The sequence below is a fragment of the Gordonia sp. ABSL11-1 genome (assembly GCF_030315685.1).
In the GTDB taxonomy this organism is placed as follows: domain Bacteria; phylum Actinomycetota; class Actinomycetes; order Mycobacteriales; family Mycobacteriaceae; genus Gordonia.
Genome location: NZ_JASXSI010000024.1, coordinates 1 through 18,018, shown reverse-complemented (window position 1 = coordinate 18,018; position 18,018 = coordinate 1). Strand labels below are relative to the sequence as shown.

The 18,018-nt window shown below is 64.0% G+C and carries 20 protein-coding genes and 3 pseudogenes; 9 read left to right on the top strand and 14 right to left on the bottom strand.

Annotated features, from left to right (window positions below):
• Window positions 1–21 precede the first annotated feature (21 nt).
• From QSJ19_RS21555 to QSJ19_RS21540, 4 genes are all read right to left on the bottom strand, one after another.
• Complete coding sequence (locus tag QSJ19_RS21555) at window positions 22–813, bottom strand: amino acid ABC transporter ATP-binding protein (protein WP_286323046.1); 792 nt, start codon at window positions 811–813, stop codon at window positions 22–24.
• On the bottom strand, window positions 810–1,799 hold the full coding sequence (locus tag QSJ19_RS21550; RefSeq protein ID WP_502876311.1) for an amino acid ABC transporter permease: 990 nt from the start codon (window positions 1,797–1,799) through the stop codon (window positions 810–812). The genes QSJ19_RS21555 and QSJ19_RS21550 overlap by 4 nt, the downstream gene beginning before the upstream one ends.
• Before the next feature lie 798 nt (window positions 1,800–2,597).
• Entirely contained in the window at window positions 2,598–3,371 is a 774-nt protein-coding gene (locus QSJ19_RS21545; protein WP_286323045.1) for an MBL fold metallo-hydrolase, read from the bottom strand.
• A complete protein-coding gene (locus QSJ19_RS21540; protein WP_286323044.1) occupies window positions 3,368–4,216 on the bottom strand; it encodes an alpha/beta fold hydrolase in 849 nt (282 codons plus the stop codon). Before QSJ19_RS21540 ends, QSJ19_RS21545 begins: the two co-directional genes overlap by 4 nt.
• Before the next feature lie 339 nt (window positions 4,217–4,555).
• On the opposite strand from QSJ19_RS21540, the gene QSJ19_RS21535 reads away from it, so the two are divergent.
• Window positions 4,556–4,963: a MarR family winged helix-turn-helix transcriptional regulator gene (locus QSJ19_RS21535; protein ID WP_286323043.1), complete on the top strand. Its 408-nt coding sequence runs from the start codon at window positions 4,556–4,558 to the stop codon at window positions 4,961–4,963.
• A gap of 92 nt (window positions 4,964–5,055) precedes the next feature.
• On the opposite strand, the gene QSJ19_RS21530 is transcribed toward QSJ19_RS21535, so the two are convergent.
• Entirely contained in the window at window positions 5,056–5,436 is a 381-nt protein-coding gene (locus tag QSJ19_RS21530) for a winged helix-turn-helix transcriptional regulator (RefSeq protein ID WP_286323042.1), read from the bottom strand.
• Between the two features lie 68 nt (window positions 5,437–5,504).
• Between QSJ19_RS21530 and QSJ19_RS21525 the strand changes: the two genes are divergently transcribed.
• Together QSJ19_RS21525 and QSJ19_RS21520 are read left to right on the top strand one after the other, a co-directional pair.
• A complete protein-coding gene (locus tag QSJ19_RS21525; protein WP_286323041.1) occupies window positions 5,505–6,428 on the top strand; it encodes an alpha/beta fold hydrolase in 924 nt (307 codons plus the stop codon).
• Window positions 6,429–6,497: 69 nt separating this feature from the next.
• On the top strand, window positions 6,498–7,352 hold the full coding sequence (locus QSJ19_RS21520; protein WP_286323040.1) for an oxygenase MpaB family protein: 855 nt from the start codon (window positions 6,498–6,500) through the stop codon (window positions 7,350–7,352).
• Window positions 7,353–7,755: 403 nt separating this feature from the next.
• Here QSJ19_RS21520 and QSJ19_RS21515 read toward each other — a convergent pair whose 3' ends face one another.
• The 6 genes and pseudogenes from QSJ19_RS21515 to QSJ19_RS21490 all read right to left on the bottom strand — a co-directional run bounded on the left by QSJ19_RS21515 (window position 7,756) and on the right by QSJ19_RS21490 (window position 10,398).
• Window positions 7,756–7,962: a hypothetical protein gene (locus QSJ19_RS21515; protein ID WP_286323106.1), complete on the bottom strand. Its 207-nt coding sequence runs from the start codon at window positions 7,960–7,962 to the stop codon at window positions 7,756–7,758.
• A gap of 253 nt (window positions 7,963–8,215) precedes the next feature.
• A pseudogene (locus QSJ19_RS21510) lies at window positions 8,216–8,314 on the bottom strand (AarF/UbiB family protein); the annotation flags it as partial.
• 166 nt (window positions 8,315–8,480) lie between these two features.
• Window positions 8,481–8,606, bottom strand: a pseudogene (locus tag QSJ19_RS21505) (hypothetical protein); the annotation flags it as partial.
• A gap of 300 nt (window positions 8,607–8,906) precedes the next feature.
• Window positions 8,907–9,329 (bottom strand): nitroreductase family deazaflavin-dependent oxidoreductase, encoded by a 423-nt coding sequence (locus QSJ19_RS21500; protein WP_286323102.1) that lies wholly within the window; start codon window positions 9,327–9,329, stop codon window positions 8,907–8,909.
• Window positions 9,330–9,363: 34 nt separating this feature from the next.
• Window positions 9,364–9,759 carry a Rid family hydrolase gene (locus QSJ19_RS21495; protein WP_286323039.1) on the bottom strand — a complete coding sequence of 132 codons (396 nt, stop codon included), beginning with the start codon at window positions 9,757–9,759 and terminating at the stop codon, window positions 9,364–9,366.
• A 12-nt stretch (window positions 9,760–9,771) separates the two neighbouring features.
• Window positions 9,772–10,398, bottom strand: a complete 627-nt coding sequence (locus QSJ19_RS21490) for a TetR/AcrR family transcriptional regulator (RefSeq protein ID WP_286323038.1) — start codon at window positions 10,396–10,398, stop codon at window positions 9,772–9,774.
• A gap of 182 nt (window positions 10,399–10,580) precedes the next feature.
• On the opposite strand from QSJ19_RS21490, the gene QSJ19_RS21485 reads away from it, so the two are divergent.
• The 4 genes from QSJ19_RS21485 to QSJ19_RS21470 all read left to right on the top strand — a co-directional run bounded on the left by QSJ19_RS21485 (window position 10,581) and on the right by QSJ19_RS21470 (window position 13,827).
• Window positions 10,581–11,864, top strand: coding sequence for a glycosyltransferase (locus QSJ19_RS21485; RefSeq protein ID WP_286323037.1), 1,284 nt, complete (start codon window positions 10,581–10,583; stop codon window positions 11,862–11,864).
• Between the two features lie 268 nt (window positions 11,865–12,132).
• Complete coding sequence (locus QSJ19_RS21480) at window positions 12,133–12,657, top strand: DUF1453 domain-containing protein (protein ID WP_286323036.1); 525 nt, start codon at window positions 12,133–12,135, stop codon at window positions 12,655–12,657.
• A gap of 8 nt (window positions 12,658–12,665) precedes the next feature.
• On the top strand, window positions 12,666–13,145 hold the full coding sequence (locus tag QSJ19_RS21475; protein ID WP_286323035.1) for a hypothetical protein: 480 nt from the start codon (window positions 12,666–12,668) through the stop codon (window positions 13,143–13,145).
• A gap of 52 nt (window positions 13,146–13,197) precedes the next feature.
• Entirely contained in the window at window positions 13,198–13,827 is a 630-nt protein-coding gene (locus QSJ19_RS21470) for a hypothetical protein (RefSeq protein WP_286323034.1), read from the top strand.
• Window positions 13,828–14,253: 426 nt separating this feature from the next.
• Here the strand turns inward: QSJ19_RS21470 and QSJ19_RS21465 are convergent, their stop codons facing one another.
• From QSJ19_RS21465 to QSJ19_RS21455, 3 genes are all read right to left on the bottom strand, one after another.
• On the bottom strand, window positions 14,254–14,913 hold the full coding sequence (locus QSJ19_RS21465; RefSeq protein WP_286323033.1) for an alpha/beta hydrolase: 660 nt from the start codon (window positions 14,911–14,913) through the stop codon (window positions 14,254–14,256).
• Between the two features lie 333 nt (window positions 14,914–15,246).
• Complete coding sequence (locus QSJ19_RS21460; RefSeq protein WP_286323032.1) at window positions 15,247–15,657, bottom strand: ester cyclase; 411 nt, start codon at window positions 15,655–15,657, stop codon at window positions 15,247–15,249.
• 119 nt (window positions 15,658–15,776) lie between these two features.
• On the bottom strand, window positions 15,777–16,709 hold the full coding sequence (locus QSJ19_RS21455; protein ID WP_286323031.1) for an alpha/beta hydrolase family protein: 933 nt from the start codon (window positions 16,707–16,709) through the stop codon (window positions 15,777–15,779).
• 101 nt (window positions 16,710–16,810) lie between these two features.
• On the opposite strand from QSJ19_RS21455, the gene QSJ19_RS21450 reads away from it, so the two are divergent.
• Both QSJ19_RS21450 and QSJ19_RS21445 read left to right on the top strand, forming a co-directional pair.
• Window positions 16,811–17,281 (top strand): MarR family winged helix-turn-helix transcriptional regulator, encoded by a 471-nt coding sequence (locus QSJ19_RS21450; RefSeq protein WP_286323030.1) that lies wholly within the window; start codon window positions 16,811–16,813, stop codon window positions 17,279–17,281.
• A gap of 269 nt (window positions 17,282–17,550) precedes the next feature.
• Window positions 17,551–18,018: pseudogene (locus tag QSJ19_RS21445) on the top strand (IS1380 family transposase); the annotation flags it as partial.

The following is an 18,018-nucleotide window of genomic DNA, read 5'->3' as shown; positions in this document are numbered from 1 at the left end:
CACTGCTGCTCCCTTGGTGGATCAACGCACGAGCGCCAGGAAGCTCTGCGTCCTGGGCTCTCTGGGTTTGTCGAGAACTCTTGTGGCCGGACCGCTCTCGACGATCTTTCCTTCGTTCATGAACACGACGGTGTCGGCGACACGGCGAGCAAAGGCGATCTCGTGAGTAACGATGACCAACGTGGTGCCGGTTCGAGCGAGGTCGACGATGACGTTCAGCACCTCGTCGACCAGCTCGGCGTCCAATGCCGAGGTCGGTTCATCGAACAGCATCAGCTGGGGCCGTAGAGCCAGCGCCCGGGCGATCGCCACCCGCTGCTGCTCCCCGCCGGACAACTGGCGCGGGTATGCGTCGATACGATGCGACAGCCCGACCCGGTCCAGCAGTGCAACGGCTTCGTCGACCACCTCCGCCCTGGCCCGTCCGAGGGCCGAGACCGGTGCCTCGGCGACGTTCTCCAGCGCCGTCAGATGTGGGAACAGGTTGAACGACTGGAAGACGAAACCGATTCGGGCTCGCTGTCGCAGCACATCTCGCTCGGGGAGCTGCCGAAGTGCTCTCGTGCCGACTCGGTAGCCGATGACTTCCCCGTTGAGAAGCACGAAGCCGCGTGTCGGCGGCTGCAGATGGTTGATGGCTCGCAGCAGTGTCGATTTGCCGGAACCGGAGGGGCCGATGATCGCGACGGTCTCACCTCGTCGCACGGTGAGACTCACTCCGTCGAGGACCACACTGGCGCCGTACGACTTGACCACGTTGCGGACCTCGAGCACCACATCGTTGCCGGCGTGTGTATCCACTGTGTCGCTCACCGGACACTCCTCCGCACCAACACATGCCGCTGCCTCCAGTTCTCGCGCAACGTCACCCTGGCGTCGCCGGACCACCGGATCAGCTTCTGTAGGGGAGTCGGCGGCATCTCGCGGTGCGCCCCCTTCGCGAAGAACCGTTCGACGTAGAACTGGACGGCGGACAAGAGCCCGGTGAGGATCACGTACCATGCCACCGCCACCACGAGCAGCGGAATGATTCGCCCGTTGCGTCCGTAGATCACCTGCACCTGGTAGAACAGGTCGGGCAACGCCAGGATGAAGACTGCCGACGTGCCCTTCAGGAGGCCGATGATCTCGTTGGTTGCCGGTGGCACGATCGTCCGCATCGCCTGCGGAAATATGATCCGGGTGAACTGCCGTCGAAGTGGAATTCCCAGCGCTGCAGCGGCTTCGCGCTGTCCGTCGTCCACCGATAGAAGCCCGGCCCGGATGATCTCCGCGCCATAGGCGGCCTGATGGATGGACAGTCCGATCACCGCCGCGACCATCGGGCCGATGACGTCCTTCGTCGCGAGTTCGCCGAACACCGGCCCGAACGGCACCCCATAGCCGATGTGTGTGTAGAGAGCCCCGAGAAACCCCCAGAACAACACCTGCACGATCAAGGGGATCGAGCGGAACAGCCAGATGAACGACCAACTGACGCTGCGCAAGAGTGGGTTAGGCGACTGTCGCATCAGCGCAAGGATGATCGCGCCCGCGAATCCGATCACTGCGGCGTACAACGTGAGCTGGATCGTCACCCAGAGCGCCGTGAGGACCGTAGTACTGAAGAAGAAGTGTGCGAATGTCGGCCAGTCGAATCGTGGATTCGTGATCGCTCCAGTCACGAACTGCGCGATCAGCACCACCACGACGAGCACGCCGAGCCAGCGGCCGTAATGTGGCGCCTTGACAATCGGCAGTTCTTCCAGCGACGACGCCGACGCCGCGTAGCCGGTCGTTGCGTGGTCGGTCTGCGGTATGACTCTGGTGATTGCCCCACTCCCGTCTCGTACCGACCCGGTTACCGTCACGCCGGTTGATTCAGGTAGAGAACCTATGTTCGGGGGATCACCGGATCAATCAATCCACTCACCGCGAACGCAAAGACGTGCTGCGGCTCTCTGCCCCACGACGAAGCGGACGCCGTTCCTCCTCGCGTCGGGGACCGAGGTCAGTGGGATCGAGCTTCACACCGAACTCGGATTCAAGCTCAGATGCCGTCCGATCCGTGCACGCTCGACTACCGACCGCATCGTCCGCCGATGCACCGGCCCAGCCGATCGAATCCGGATTCAGTGGTCCGCGACTCCTGGGCTGTTGCTCCCGGCGGTCCGGACGAACCAGTCCGATTCGCAGTTCCCGCGTATCCCAAGCGGTTGTCGCCGTGCACGCGATCGTCGCCGACGCGCACGACGTCACCGCCGAGTTCCGACAACCCATCACCGGCCGGAACCCGACCGCGAACATCCGTTCGCCTGGACCAAGACCACCGGCGAGATCCTGCAGAGGGCCAACTGTCGACCAGTTTCAGAAACGACCAACAAGTCGGGTCACCGAGACACGAGTTGGGTTCGGGTACAGTATGATCGGCGTTCGTCCACACTGAACAGACGCTCCGATACGGCGTGGCATGGCGGCCGGCGGACAGCCACAGTGTCTTTCGACCGTCCAACCGTCAATGTGTCTCTCGGGTTCGTTCCGCTACCGCCACGACCCCCGCACCACACGAGCCGGTTGGGTGGGCGTGGAGTGGTCCACCAGATGGTCGACAACGATTCTCACATGGGTGGGACCGCAGCCGGAATGGTCACCGTCGCCCCGGGCAACGGGAGACGGACATCGATCCGGGGGTCGAGCCGCTCGACAGCATTCGCAAAGTGCCGGGGGTCTCGGTCAGTCTTTGTCACCATCCGGTCGCCCAACCAACCGCTATGAAACGCATAATGGTGGGGCACCGCGACGTCGGGTTGCAGCGCCGCAGCGAGATGGGCAGCAGACTCGGCGTCCATGACCACCTGGCGCATATTCAGCGGTCGCACACACAATCCGTTCGTCGGCAGGATCGCAATGTCGATGTGGCCGAATCGGTCCGGAATGGTGTCGAGTTCAGGCACCCGTAACGAGTCGCCGCCGAAGAAGACACGGCGGTCCGCACCTTCGAGGACGAAGGTGACTTCGTGGACGCCGTGCTGGGCCGGGGTCGCCGTCACGGAGACGTCACCGACGGAGGCGCTCTGCCACGCCTCGATCGTCCGCGTGTTCCGAAATCCCTTGCCGCGGGCGACCTCTGTCACCGTTCCGGGCCCCAGCAACGGTGTGTCCAGATCGAATCCACCGCGGACGAGAGCATCCAGATCACAATGATCGTAGTGCGCATGGCTGATCACGACAGCGTTGATGTGGCCGAGGTCTGCGACCGTCGAGGCGAGCGGTTCACCCGGATGGTAGATGGCCGACTGAGTGAACCAGGGATCGGTCAGCACCCGGAGGCCGCCGATGCCTATCACCTGACACGCGTGGCCGATACGGGTCACCGTCAACGAGGCGTTCATCGGGTGGGCGCATTCGTGCTGGATACATCGGATACCGCGGGGTCGCTACCCAGATCGAGCATCGCGCCGAGCAACTCTTCCGGCGTCTCGACCTGTGGTAGATGTCCTGTGGCGCGCAGCAACGTAAAGGTCGACACCTCGATCGCGTCGGCGTACGCCTTACCGTATTCGACATCGACGATGCCGTCGCTCTCGCCCCAGATCACGTGCGCTGGAATCTCGATTCCCGCCAGACGCTCGAGAAGCGTTTTGTCGCACATGGTTTCGCCGGCGTATCGAATGAGAGATCGGACATCAGGGCTCGGGCCATGAGGGGGTGAGGATTCGTCCGACGATGGGGAAGCCACATCGGTGGCGTGAAAGGAATGCGCACGGATCTGTTCCGGCGACAATCCCCGTACATCGAGCATCGGATGACCCGCGACCTCGATGCCGATGCCATCGACGATGACCAGCCCACTGACCCGTGGACTGTCCAGCAGCGCCATCTCCGCAGCGAGCCAACCACCAAAGGAGTTGCCGATCAACGTGACATCGACCAATGCGAGTTGATCCAACATCGCGATGTACACCGCGGCGAGGTCCCTCACGCTGTCGACGCCATCCGCAATCGCAGTACCGGCGAAACCGGGATGTGTGGGGAGCAGCACATGGCTGTGGGTGCGCTCGGCGAGTAGATCGGCAAACCCTGCCATACTCGCCGGCCCGCCGCCGCCATGGAGGAGAACAAAGGGACGGCCGCGATCACGGCACTCGACGGTCACCAGAGCTGGACGATTTGCGCCGACGGTCAGCGTACGGGTGCGGTTCGGTCGGAGTGCACCGGCAGTGGCGGAGGTGTTCATGGCTCGGTCTCTCTGGTCGCTTCGGCGGGCGGGGCTCTCTCGACCACGGTAACTAAGTGTGCGTATATAAGCAAGCTTAGTTTCATTGTCTCATGGTTGCCCTGAGCCTCGATTCACCGGCCCGCATGCGCCGTGGCGGGGAGGCACACTGCCTGAGTGAGGGAGTGGACTTGCTCAGGGTTCCAATCGATCACGAAGAAGTGCACTCGTAGATGCAGTTTCCGGGCGTGTGGATGGAACTGTGGAGGAGTCCCATTCTCTGTGTCAGACAGGGCGTTTCGCCTGTCCCCGACCAGCGGTTCCCCGCAGACCGGTGGATCGAGGCTAAGGTGCACACCCATGAGACATACGCGCGCCGATGTTGCCTTGTCCGTCAAACGACTACAGCACCGCCACCACCGGGCGTTGAGTCACGCACTCGCGCCGCTGGGCCTGTCATTGGTGCAGTGGGACACACTGCGCCATCTACACCGACACCCAAAGGCGTCATTACACGACCTTGCCGAACTGACCTTCCAGAGTGACCAGTCCTTCGGCTCCCTCGCATCGAGGATGAGCGCACGGGGAATGATCGAGCGCATCCCGGGCCCCGGCCGTGCGGTGAGGCACCGACTCACCGCAGAAGGCGAGCGCCTACGAACCGAAGGGCAGAAGGTGGTGGACTCCGTTTTCGAATCCTCGTTCGACGCCCTCACCCCGGAGGAGATCACACGCCTTGGTGAACTTCTCGAGAAGGCGCTCGGTTGACGGTGCATTGTGGCTTGACGATCCCGGCGACGCATCGTCGTCACTCGTCAGCGGCGGTCACGATTGCTCGAAACTCATTCCCGTAACGACTGTCATCGCGCACGCTTGCGGTCATAGAGTCGGCGATGATCATCGACTCCGGGCATGTTCTCCTCGGCCCACCACCGCAACTGGCGTAACGGCGCTGCAAGCGATTGCCCCCGAGCAGTGAGACCGTAGTGAACCCGAGGAGGGGATGTCGGTTCGACCCGCCGCGTGAGCAGACCGTCACGTTCGAGCGCACGGAGTGTCTCGGTCAGGACTTTCTGCGAGATCCCCGACATCTGACGTTTCAGCTCCGAGAAGCGCAGTTCCGTGCCGGTCTCGTCGAGCACGAGAACGCACATGGCGGTCCACTTCGATCCCACCCGGTCCAGCAACTGTCGCGTCGGACATTCCGGGTCGAAGAGGTCGCCACGCCTGCGTGCGGTCACCGTGGGGTGACCTGGTCTCTGACAAGTGCGTCCTTGGCAGCATGCGTTCGGTTACCTATGGTGACCATATGTCAAATGTAGACCATGACGATGCCGTCCCGGCAACGGTTCCGACACGTATCGCGTCCGCCTCAACGCGCGTCGTCCGACTCCGTGACACCCATCTGGCCGTAGACACCATCGGCGACGGGCCTGCGGTGATGCTCGTGCACGGATTCCCCCATACCCGAGCGATCTGGTCATCGGTGGCACCCCGGCTGGCCGCGCAGGGATTCCACGTCATCGCCCCTGACCTCCGAGGTTTCGGCGACAGCGGACGACCGAGACACGGATACGATGCGTCAACCGTGGCCCTGGACCTCATACAGTTGCTCGACGAACTGGGGATCGGCGCAGTTCACATGGTGGGCATGGATCTGGGTGCGACACCTGCGTTCACGATGGCGGCCACGTATGCGGACCGTATCGCGACGCTCACCGTGAGCGAGGCGGTTCTGGGGGGACTCTCCGGCGCGGAGACGTTCCTGCGCACCCCACCGTGGTGGTTCGGGTTCCACCAGGCGCCGGATGCGCTGGCCGAGAAGGTCGTCGTCGGAGCAGAGGACACCTATGTCCGCTTCTTCCTCGGGCTGGGCACCCTTTGCAATCCGGACGAGGACCTGATCGCCTCCATCGCCGACACGTATCGGGGACATGATGCACTGCGTGCCGCATTCGCGCACTACCGAGCCATGCCGGAGAACGCTGCGTGGACAGCACGATGGGCCCGCACCCACCGTCTGGGAATGCCGACCCTCGCCATCGGCGGCGGCGTGGTCGCCGACACGACGGCGCGGCAACTCGCCGGCGTCGCCGATCACCTCACCACGTGTCATATCACCGATGCTGCCCACATCATCGCGCTCGACCAACCGGAACAGTTCGCGCGCGCGGTCGTTCAGCACGCGAACCAGTCGACAACGTCTCGCGACTCCGGGACGGGGACTCCCTGAGCCCGTGGCCGACAGGCGGCACACAATCCGCTATTCTGACTACACACGTAATCAGATAGAGGTGGAGAGATGACGACAAGCGACAAACGTATGACGCGCGCCGAAATGGACGCGATCGACAGCAGCTTCTTCGCGACCTCGCTCGTGTCGATGGGACAGACCATGAGCACAGCCAACGTGATCATGCAGTTGGCGAATCCCGCTGTGGGCTACGGGGTCGCGCACAGCAAGGTCGACAGCGGCCGTCTGGACCTGCATCCCGTCAAACGAGCACGCACAACCGCGTCGTATCTGGCAGTCGCGGCCTTCGGCAACGCCGAGGACCGACGGCATTACCGCCAGGCGGTGAACAAGCAACACGTTCAGGTCCGCTCTGACGGCGACAGCCCGGTGGCCTACGACGCCATGAACCCCGAACTGCAGCTGTGGGTCGCCGCATGCCTTTACATGGGCTGGGAAGACATCTACCAACGCGTTTACGGACCGCTCACCGGGACGGAGCGCGAGACGTTCTACCAGCAGGGAAAGGTTTGCGGCACAACACTTCAGATGCCAGCCGAGATGTGGCCACCCACCCGAGACGCGTTCGACACCTACTGGGACGAACAGGTGGCCACCATTTCCATCAGCGACGAGGTCAGGCACTTCCTCATCGACATAGCCAACTTCGGCTACGCGCACCCGCTCATTCAGAAGCGCTTCGGCCCCACCAAGTACCGACGTACCATCGGGTTCCTCCCGGTGCCGTTCAGAGAGGCCCTGCGGGTCCCGTGGACCGACGACGACCAACGATGGTTCGACCAGTACATCTCGAAGCAGGTCGCCCGGGAGAGGCGTAAACCACGATGGCTCTCCCAGCTGCTGTTCCGTGCCCTGCTCTGGGATGTCCGAATCCGCGCCCGTCTGGGTCGGCCGCTCGTGTGACATGGCGACGGACACTCAGACCCGTAGGGCTCGAGACGATTGAGCCGATCGTCGCCCGGTCATGCATCCGCTGAGGCGGATCGGTGTCCGGCGGCCGTTGCGTCGATCAGCCATCCACGCACCATGTCGAAACACCGGTAGGGGCGGCGGGGTCCGAACTCGCACGACGGGCGAACGGTCCTCGTCCAACTCGTCCAGGCGATCGAGCGGGGACTCGGCATCCGTGGCGGCCGGTATCGACGCGCTACACCGTCTCCGGCTCTCGGGCGGCCTGGTTTCGAGGACGTCAGCACATCCGCTCGGCTGGAGCTGAGTGTGGTTCGCCTGGCAGGCAACATCATCACCAAGCAACGAGCGCCGTCATCGCCGCTACCCCGGTACCGATGAGGCTATCTGCGTTCGGTCAGGCCGAAGGGCAAGCCGCGAGCGCGTACCCACGCAGTGTGGGCGCGCAGTGTGGGCGCGGCTCGAGAGCCGTCCTCGGCTCTTCCCCGCCGTCGACGCAGTCGAGTTGGTCCCGGGTGTCGAAGGTCGCACCCAGCTCGCTGAGGATTGCGTTGATGCCGAGGTTGATCCGCGCAAGCATGACGTAGTCGCTGGGAATGATCATCGTGCGTACAGCCGTGCCCATCGGCCCGTCGTCGAACATCGATTGCACCAGACCGGTGCTGTCGGCGGGCACGAATGTATGTGGTTGTTCGGCGTTCACGCTGGAAGCCCACCATTGCTCGCCACAGGTAGGCGTCGTCCACGTCGAGGTCGGTGTCTGCGGTGATGAATCCGTGTTCGATCCTCAACCGATAGAGCACATTTCGGTCGCCGTCGCAGGTTACGCGGAACAACGTGACAATCCCGCGGCGCACCCGCTCGGGGAACTGCTTGACGCAACCGAAGTCGACGAATCCCACCGTCCCGTCTTCGCGGTACCGGTAGTTGCCCGGGTGCGGATCCGCGTTGAACACGTTGCTGTGACGGTAGGCGCCGAAGCCGAAATAGCTGATCGCCTCGGCCCAGCGACCACGCAGTTCCTGACCGGACGCGCGGGCCTCGGCCCACCCAAGACCGTCGAAGAAAGGTCATCGTGATCACCCTGTCGCCAGAATGACTGTCGAAGACGTCGGGCACGCGGACGAATGGGTGATCTCGGTAGAGATCGGCGAACCGCCGGATGCTGCGCGCCTCGTGTCGGTAGTCGAGTTCCTCAGCGATTTGTTCAGCCACCTCGGCTGCCGCAGATCGTTGGCCGGTGCGCATCGCGCGCGGGGTCAACGACATCCCGGGCGAGAACTCCGCGAACAAGTCCTCGACCGGCGCGCCAAGGTCTGTTTCAACCACCTCTCGGGCGGTCGCGAAGTCCATCGGAGGTGCATCGGCCTGAAGGCGTTGTAACGCAGCCTGATAGGTGGCTAGAGGGCCGCCGACGTCGATGTCATAGATCGACAGGAGTTGCCCCGCCTTCATCAGGACACCCTTGGAGTGTCCACGCATGTCGGCGTAACGCTCCGCGGGAATGTCGCACGGTGTCGCGACAACTCAGCGATACCGTCGAGACGGTTATTCCAGGACGAAAGCCGGGATGAGGCGATCGGTCTTTGTCTGGTACTCCGCATAGGGCGGGAAGGCGGCGACGGCCAGCGCCCACCAGTGCTCGCGCTCCTCGCCGGAGATCTCGCGGGCGGTCAGGGTTCGGATGACCTCGCCGTCCTGCGCGGTCACGGTCGGGTTGGCCTTCACGTTGTGGTACCAAGCCGGGTGCTCGGGGGCGCCGCCCTTCGACGCGACCATCAGGTACTTGCCGTTCTCTTCGACCCGCATGAGCGGCACGTAGCGCCTCTTTCCCGACTTGGCACCGGTCGTGGTGAACAGGACGATGGGGCGTCCCTGCACCTGCACTCCGTCGGTAGTGCCCTGCTCCAGGATCTTCTCGGTCTGCTGACGTACCCAGTCGGTCGGGCTCAGTTCGGCATGTTCGGTCATGGGTAGCGCAGCGATGGCGCGCACCGATTTATTCCTACTGCGCGGCGACAGCCTCGCTCTCCACCAGCATGTCCGGGTCGGACAAGCGATTGACCTCGGCCAACAGGCTCGCGGGTCGGCAGCCAGCATCGGCGAGCAATTGCGGCAGCGTGTTGTAGTTCGCCCTCATGTCGTCGATGTCCGTGGTGACGACCCGGATCTGCACGACGTCGCTCAAGGCGAATCCGGCATGCGTCATCGTTTCCTCGAGCCGGCGGACCGTCTGCCGGATTTGCCCGTCCATGTCGCCCACGCAGCAGATCCGATCGTCGTCGTCGCGGGACTCGTGGCCCGACACGATCAACCAGCGGGTCGGGTTGTCGAGCGCGACTGCTCGGTTGTAGCCCAGCAATTCGCCGAAGTATCGAGGATCGACATTGTTGCGCTGCATACGCCGCTCCTCTCAATCCTCCAGCGCCGCAGAGATACTCGTACGAATCCACCCATTCAGCCTCGCCGCGGTCCAGTTGCGTTCGACGGTGAAGTACCGGTATGTCGTCGGGCTGGTGACGTAGCTGAGGATGTCGGCGAACTCGTCGACCTGATTGTCCGAGATCAGATTTCGATGCACGAACCAGTGACAGCCGGTGTGGATGTCGTCGAGTCGGCGTAGTTCGGAACGTTCGAGTTGCTCGCCGATGGCGGGATCGGTGTCGGCCGCAAGTGTAGCTGCATGCCACAGATCGGCGATCCGACTGTTGGCCTCGGTCACGTAATCGATGTAGCGGCGAATGGCGCGATCGGTGTCGTCGTCAGACATGATCGCCACGAAATCCGGACGTTCGAGCAGTGACACGAACTTCTCGTCGCCGGTGAAGGCGCGCTCGAGTACCGCCATCATGAGCGCAGCCTTGGAGCCTGCCTGATACACCGAGCCCACCGATACCCCGGCATGCTGAGAGATCTGTTGCAGCGTGGTGCGCGAGTACCCGTGCGTCACGAACAACTCCTGCGCGGCATCGAGAATGCGCGCGCGTGTCTGTGCAGCAGTGACCGCCCGCTTACGCGCGGTGTACTGCCGCTTCGTCATTGTCGAGCCCTTCATTGAGGTCAGAACTCACCCGATCATACCGACCGCACCGGACATCACGACGGTTCGCGAACCAAAACCACGCCGCCGAACAGGCACGACACCGAAGTCGGTCGTTCGACCGCATGCGCGGTCTATTTTCGATAGAGTCTGAACTTATCTAAATGTGAGGAGGTGGCGCGGTGGCGCGCATACTGCTGTGCAGCACCCCGTTGGCCGGCCATGTCGGCCCGGCGACCGCCGTCGGGCACGGCCTGGTCGAACGCGGTCACGAGGTGATCATGGTGACCGGCTCGCGCTTCACAGATCAGGTCGCCGACGCCGGCCTCGCGATGCACCCGCTGGCCGGAATTGCCGACTTCGACGAACGCGATCCGGACAGCTTCCTCCCGGACCGGGACCGTCACCGCGGGCTCGCGTTGTCGCGGTATCAGGTCGAGAACACCTTTGTCCGTCCGCTCCTCGATCAAGCAGCGGCCGTCAACGAAGTCATCGACACCGCCGACATCGGCGCGGTGCTGTGCGACGGAACCTTCGCCGGAATCGTCCCGCTATTGTCCCGGCCCCGCGATCAACGGCCACCGGTGATGGGCCTGGGCACAATGCCGTTGGCGCAGACCAGCCGTGACGTTGCCCCGTTCAACAGCGGACTGCCGCCGATGCCGGGCCTGGTGGGCATCATCCGCAACCGGATCGCCCATCAGGTCGTACGGCGTGGCATGTTCGCCGCGACCCAACGCTATGCGGCTGGCCTCGTCGGCGCCGCCGGCGGCCGGCTCGATCACTTCATCCTGGATCTGTCGAGCGCATTCGATCGGTTCTTCCAACTCGGACCGGCCGAATTCGAGTACACACGTGCTGATCTCGCAGAGAACACGGTGTTCGTCGGTCCAGTCGGAGGCCCGGATCGACGAGTGGCACAACCCCCATGGTGGCCGGAGATGCTCGCCGACCAACGCCCGATCATCCATGTCACCCAGGGCACTCTGGACAACCATGATTTCTCCCAGCTGATCGAACCCGCCATCGAGGGACTCGGCGACGCCGACGTTCAGGTAGTCGTCACCACCGGCGGCGCCGATCCCGACAGCATCCGCCCCGCATCCAACACTCGGATCGCGCGATTTCTCGATTACACCGCACTGCTCCCCCGCACCGCGGTAATGGTCACGAACGGCGGCTACGGCGGAGTGCTGCACGCCTTGCGCCATGCGGTACCGGTGATCGTGGCACCCGGTGCAGAAGACAAACCCGAGGTGGCCGCCCGCGTACAGCACTTCGGCGTCGGTGCCGATCTCCGGACGCGTCGGCCGCCGGCGTCGTCGATTGCCGACGCGACGATCCGAATCCTGTCCGATGACAGCGTCAAACGGTCATGTACCGCCATGGCGCGGGCGATCGCCACGTATGATCCCCTCGGCGCGATTGTGAAGGCTCTCCACGATGAACTCGACCCGGCCAGATGATGCGCGGCCCGAAGGCGGCGCGGGTGCAGAATTGTCGGCCTCCACGAGGGGCCACTCGTAGCCGTCAGCAAAGTAGTTGCTGCACAACTTCTCTCAAACTCAGCGCAGTTGTTGCACAGGCAGTGCCTCCACTCGGACATGCCAGTTCTGGGACATGGTGCCAGTTCTGGGACTATCCCCGAATCTGGCGCTCTGCCAGAGTCGAGACCGTGAGGTGTGCAGTGATACCGAGATCATGCCGGCGGGCACCAAGTGAGTGGGAGCTGTTGTGACCGTTCCTGAACTTCTGGTCCTGATCGCACTGATGGCGTATGCCGTTTACCGTCAGTCGCGACGGCATGAGCTGGTCGGCTCCACCCGATTCAAGATGGCCTTCATCTACATCGGAGTCGGACTGCTGATCGGTGGGCTGCGTCTGCCGGTCGGCCTCCTCGGCTACGCCTTCTTCGCGGCGAGCATCGCTCTGAGCGTCGTCGTCGGACTGATCCGCGGTCGCCACACACGCATCTCGACCGACGACGGCCACGTCTATGCACAGGGCACCATCTTCACCATCTCCCTGTTCATCGGCATGATCGTCATCAAGTTCACCCTGGGCACCACGGCATACCTGCTCGGCAACAGCAGTCACGGCGGCTTCGGCGAGATCATCATCATGATCGGCGTGATGATCGCTGTTCAGGCCGAAATCCTGTGGCGCCGTGCACAACCCTTGTCACCGAGACAATCGGCGACGTCCGCATCCGCAACGCACTCTTCGCCCACCACATCTGTTCCCGACAACAATCAGTGAGAAACACCATGCATACACCAACCATCGCGATCCGCCGGGCCGCCATCGTGTCGGCACTGCTCGTACTGATCAGCATGGCGGTCGTCGCCCCGCACGCTCAGGCGCGTCCGGCACCGCCGGGCGGCTCGACAGTGACGCTGGTGGTGATCAACAAGACCGGCTGGGACCTGTCGTTGAGCGGTTGGCCCTCCACCGACACGTGGGGCGGAAGCTCGTCGGCCACGCGGTGGATCGATCCACCTGCGCGTGTCCTTCCCCGAGGTGGCGCGGAGATCGTGCGTGCCTGGTCGGCCAATCCGGCCCACATGTCGGCATCGGTGACGTACTCGAACACCTACCGGTGGGCGCAGTGGCGGTACAAGTCGGAACTGAGCTGGGCCCTGGGTTTCACCACACTCGGCAACACCGGAGCATCCAACGGGGAGGTCAACGCCGCCCGCATCGACCGTTACGGGCCGAACTCCAAGGCAACCTACGTCCTGCGATGATCCGCAACCACGACTGCCACTGCCGCTGCGCCACAGCGCGATCGGAGATCATATGAACCCCCTGGGGTTTGTCCTCGGTCTGGCACCCTGGTTCCTGTTCTCGGTACTGAGCCACCGACTCGGCGACGACTCGGTCGCCATCGCCGCCTTGATCGCGGCAGCACTGGCCGCGGTCCTGGCGTGGACCAGCCGCGGGCGCGGCGGAGTCAAGTTCCTCGACATCGCCGGGGTGGTGACCTTCGGTGCCATCGCCGTCGCCGGGTTCCTCGGTGGAGATTCACTCGGAGAGTGGTTGACGAACTTCGCCCGCGGAGGATCGACACTGATCCTTGCCGTGCTGATGCTGATCTCCGCGGTCACCGTGCCCTTCACCGAGCAATACGCCAAGGATTCCGTACCCGAAGAACGGTGGTCGAACCCGCTGTTCCGCGCGACCAACCGCAAGGTCAGTGCGGTCTGGGGATTCGCCGTTCTCGTCATGGGACTCGGTCACGTCGTGGCCGGTCTCGTCGACCCGACGACCTCACCGTCGGACGGGACACGGCCGATGGACCTGCTGCTGAACTGGATCGTCCCCATCGCGCTGCTCGTTCTGGCCGGCAAATACACCAAACGTGCCGTCGGTGCCGCGCGCCAGGAACGCGACCACGAGCAGGCGGTGGGCACCACCATCGAGACCTGATCTCGGCTGGGAGGTCGTCACGCCCGGCGACCTCCCGGAAAACGTCGTAACGGCAGGTCCGACGAGAGCTATCCTCGAACGATCTGGAGCACCCCGGATGCGCCTTCTTCGGCTCCCTGCGCAGCGGAGGTTGCATGATCATCATCGCGACAGTCCTGATCATCGGGGCCGCCGCTGCCGTCATCAGATCAGCCGGGTGTCCTCGCGGCTCACAGAGCGGGCGAGAGGTACTGATCCTTCACGCGCCCGCTGGTGTGGCAGCCATCGTCGCCTGCGCCGTCTTCCCGACATTCGTCACTTTCTCCTCCGCCGCTGTCCTCCTCGCCTGCGTCCTGATCGTTCTGCGGAGGCAACACCCGTTTTATCAGCGGTCGTGGGATCAGTGAATCCGGTCGGGATTCGGCTAGTACTTCTGCTCGATCGTCGTCAGAGTCCCTGCGCAAGAGTTCGATACACGAGTGGCAGATCAGCGGACCAGTAGGGCCAGGCATGGGTGCCGGCCTCCCGGAAGTACTCGGTGGGGGTGAGTCCCGCGGTACGCATGCGCGCTGCGAAGTCTCGGCTGCACGCGTTCACACCTGCTTCGAGCACGGCTCCGGTCGCGATCTTCTCGAGTCGATTGCGGCCCGGGTCGAGTCGCGTCGTCCTGTCCAGAGGGCTCGGGACACCGGACCCGGCAGTGATGACGATCTGCTTGCCGCGCAGCGCGTCAAGGCGTCGGCCGGGATCGTGATCAGACCACCCCGGTGCGCCCCAGTCACCCCACATGTTCGTGGCGTTGCCGCCGTCACGGGCAAGGACTGCGCGGACCTGGCTCTCGTTGTCGATACCTGTGGTAGGCGGACAACCGCTGATCGACCCCACACCCGTGTACGCACCGGGCCGTCGGGTCGCCAGCGTGAACGCGGCCTGACCACCCATGGACACGCCGGCAATCGCGTTGCGGCCGTTGCCTCGATAGAGACGGTCGACGAGTGGAGGCAACTCGACTGCGAGAAACGTCTCCCACCGCGGACGGCCGAACGCCGGATCCGTTCGCTGCCAATCGGTGTAGAACGCACCCCTGTCCGGCGGGTAGGACCACATTGACATTCTTGTCGGCGAAGAAGCGGTCGGCGCCGGCCTCATTGATCCAGTCGCTGACCTCACCTTTGCGGCCTCCCCCGTCGAGGAGATACACCGTGCCCCGCGACCCGCGGCCCTGCGGGTGCAAGACGCTGATCGGCACCGTGCGGCCCATCGCCGGCGAGGAGATCAGCAGGTCATCACGCTGCGGCCCGATCGCGCGGTGTTCTACCACCGCAGCGACCATCGGTGCCGCCGAACCTGCACCCGGTGTCGAGGCCACACCGATGACCGCAGCCACGAATACGCAGACCCAGAACCACAGGTCCGAAAGCGGTGTACTGATACGACGGGTCATCCAGGGAGAAGACCGAGTTGGCCGAGAAAATCGAGCTGGTCGAAGTAGAGGTGTTCCGAGATCAGCTCGACATCGCGGATCCGGTACGTGGCACTCCAGCGAAATGACACGGACTTCCCGGTCGCTGGTACCGGACCCGATGGACTGTTCAGAATCCCGTCGTGCACACCGCCGAACACACCCTCGACAGAGGCGTCAGCACCATCGACGACGGCCGAGCGGACGGTCAGCCGACCGTCCGAGAACGCCGCTTGAAATACGGACAGAAACTCCAGCACGCCATCGCGCCCGGTGAATGTTCCTCCCGGAGCGATCAACTCGGCGTCGTCGGACCACGGCTCTTCGTCCGGAGTACGGGCGTTGAAAGCCTCGATGTGCCGGTCGATCACTGCTCGGGCGTCGGTCATCACTGTTCTCCTCCACTTTTAGTAAAGTCAGACTACATCGAAATTAGGATCGGCGGGACATAACGACACACTCACGCCGACTCACACCCACGCCACCCTCCGCGTGCAGATGGCCCTCGTCAGTTCTTCGACTCCAGTCGCCCCAGATGACGGCCGGCACCGGCGAGGTCATTGCGAAATCGGCCCCATCCGCTCGAGTCGATCCCGAGGGCATCGTCGAGAAACGCCGCCGCAACGTCGCGTACGAGGCGGACGCGTTCGGGGTTCTCGTCGGTGGTCTCCGCGACGTCGTAACCGGCGATCCCGCCGAGCGAATGCTCTCCGCCGACGACGGTGAGCAGATGTTTCGTTCCGGGACTGTCGGTGTAGGGGTCGGTCATCCAGTCCGGCCCGCGGGTGGTCAGCGGGGAGTCGTCCTTGTCGCCGGCGATCACCAACGTCGGGCGCGACATCTCGCCGAACACGGCGTTGACGTACGGAAAGTGCTCGCGCGCCATCGGCGACAGATCACTGCCGCGACCGGCCGTGGCGATCAGTACGCCCGCGGTGACTCTGTCGGCGGCACAACGGAACTCCACACCCGTCACGGGATCGATCACGCCCGCGCCGAGGAGCAGAGCGGCGGTCTGCCCACCGAACGAATGGCCGACGGCCGCGACCCGGGTGGTGTCGGCTCGCTCCAGGAGCCCGGGGACGTGGCGGAGCGCGTTCTCGAGGGCGTCGAGGACACGGGTTGCGTCGAGAGCACGCTGTCGCCAGATCTCGCCCCGGAGTGGGTGGTCGTCGGGCATGCCGACGCTGCGTGAGTCGAGGTAGGTGGGCTGCACCACCACATAGCCGCGGGAGGCCCACCAGTCGACCAGCGGACCGTATCCGTCCATCGACTCGCCGTACCCATGGGAGAACAGGATCACCGGCAGGTTGTCACCGGTCACCGGCGCGGAGACCCGAACGACCAAGTCCGTGTATCGACCGGAGGTGGCTACGGACACTGGTTTGACGGACAGGATCGGTGAATCGCTCGTGACGAGATGGGTGGTCGGTGCGGTCATGGTCAGTCCTCCACGGAGTCGGTCGGCATGTCTCAATGGTTGCCTCGGCAACTATATCGTTGCTTGGTTGCCATGGCAACCATTGGGGTTAGCATGGACGAATGGCCTCTCGTACGCATGCGCTGAACCGGGCGGAAGCCGACCTGTGGATCGCGATCACCATCCTGTCGCAGCTGTTCACTCCGACGATGGACCAACGGCTGCGCAGCGTCGACCTGACGCTGTTCGACTTCGGATCGCTCATGTCCCTGGCCGACGCTCCCGACAACGCCCTCCGGATCAGCGAGATGGCCGAGCGGACCTACTCGTCCCTCCCCCGGATGTCGAAGGTGGTGGCCCGACTCGAGCAGCGCGACCTGGTCCGGCGGACGCGATGCCCGGATGACAACCGAGCCACCACAATCGAACTCACCGCCGCCGGCCACAAGAAACTCGCCGAGGCCCGCAAGATCCAGGTGACCGCAGCACGCGAGATCGTGCTCGATCGGCTGTCGACAGACGAGATCGATACGGTCGCACCGATTCTGCGGCGGCTGGTGAGCAGCTTGGATCCGGGTGGGCCGTTGGGGTGACGTCGGGACTTTCTCGCCTGAGGTACAGCGGCCGCTGACATCAGCGTCACCACTCCGCACGAGATGCCTGGACTATCCAGACATCTGCTGCGGAGCGGTGATGCCCGTGTCTGGGCTCCGCAGCTTCACCCATGTGGACGACGGAATAAGCCTCGATCCACCGATTTGCTGGTGATCGGTCGGTGAGGGATAAACGAAATGCCCTGTCTGAGTGACAGAATGGGACTTGTCTAGGGTTCCATCCACACACGCAGAAGGGCATCTCGTAGATGCGATTGTCTCACACTCATCCAGTCCGGTCTGCATCCTGTGATGACCCGAATCTCCTCGCCGCAGCGGGGCTGGTGCCGGTAATGGCGCTGGCCGACGACGCCGGGCTCGGAGCTCTGGCGCGCGAGCATCTGAGCGTGCCGACCGACAAGGGCGCGAATCCGGATCGGAAAGTGTTCTCGCTGGTCGCCGGCATGGTCGCCGGCGCCGACAGCATCGACGACATGGCCGTGTTGCGCCACGGCGCGATGGGCCGGGTGTTCGACCACCCCTACGCCCCGTCCACGCTGGGATCATTCCTGCGCGAATTCCGGTTCGGACATGTCCGCCAATTGGATGCCATCGCCACCCGGATGCTGGCTGGTCTGCACGCCCACACGCCGGTCCTGGACGGGATCGACGGCGCGGTGATGGTCGACATCGACGACTCGATCATCGAAGTCCACGGGCCGGCCAAACAAGGTGCC

What these genes read in the sequence shown, in the direction of transcription:
- QSJ19_RS21545 (WP_286323045.1), bottom strand. Translation starts at nt 3,371, where the DNA reads ATGAACGCCTCGTTGACGGTGACCCGTATCGGCCACGCGTGTCAGGTG.
- QSJ19_RS21540 (WP_286323044.1), bottom strand. Translation starts at nt 4,216, where the DNA reads ATGAACACCTCCGCCACTGCCGGTGCACTCCGACCGAACCGCACCCGT.
- QSJ19_RS21535 (WP_286323043.1), top strand. Translation starts at nt 4,556, where the DNA reads ATGAGACATACGCGCGCCGATGTTGCCTTGTCCGTCAAACGACTACAG.
- QSJ19_RS21525 (WP_286323041.1), top strand. Translation starts at nt 5,505, where the DNA reads ATGTCAAATGTAGACCATGACGATGCCGTCCCGGCAACGGTTCCGACA.
- QSJ19_RS21520 (WP_286323040.1), top strand. Translation starts at nt 6,498, where the DNA reads ATGACGACAAGCGACAAACGTATGACGCGCGCCGAAATGGACGCGATC.
- QSJ19_RS21515 (WP_286323106.1), bottom strand. Translation starts at nt 7,962, where the DNA reads ATGATCATTCCCAGCGACTACGTCATGCTTGCGCGGATCAACCTCGGC.
- QSJ19_RS21500 (WP_286323102.1), bottom strand. Translation starts at nt 9,329, where the DNA reads ATGACCGAACATGCCGAACTGAGCCCGACCGACTGGGTACGTCAGCAG.
- QSJ19_RS21495 (WP_286323039.1), bottom strand. Translation starts at nt 9,759, where the DNA reads ATGCAGCGCAACAATGTCGATCCTCGATACTTCGGCGAATTGCTGGGC.
- QSJ19_RS21490 (WP_286323038.1), bottom strand. Translation starts at nt 10,398, where the DNA reads ATGACGAAGCGGCAGTACACCGCGCGTAAGCGGGCGGTCACTGCTGCA.
- QSJ19_RS21475 (WP_286323035.1), top strand. Translation starts at nt 12,666, where the DNA reads ATGCATACACCAACCATCGCGATCCGCCGGGCCGCCATCGTGTCGGCA.
- QSJ19_RS21470 (WP_286323034.1), top strand. Translation starts at nt 13,198, where the DNA reads ATGAACCCCCTGGGGTTTGTCCTCGGTCTGGCACCCTGGTTCCTGTTC.
- QSJ19_RS21465 (WP_286323033.1), bottom strand. Translation starts at nt 14,913, where the DNA reads ATGTGGTCCTACCCGCCGGACAGGGGTGCGTTCTACACCGATTGGCAG.
- QSJ19_RS21460 (WP_286323032.1), bottom strand. Translation starts at nt 15,657, where the DNA reads ATGACCGACGCCCGAGCAGTGATCGACCGGCACATCGAGGCTTTCAAC.
- QSJ19_RS21455 (WP_286323031.1), bottom strand. Translation starts at nt 16,709, where the DNA reads ATGACCGCACCGACCACCCATCTCGTCACGAGCGATTCACCGATCCTG.
- QSJ19_RS21450 (WP_286323030.1), top strand. Translation starts at nt 16,811, where the DNA reads ATGGCCTCTCGTACGCATGCGCTGAACCGGGCGGAAGCCGACCTGTGG.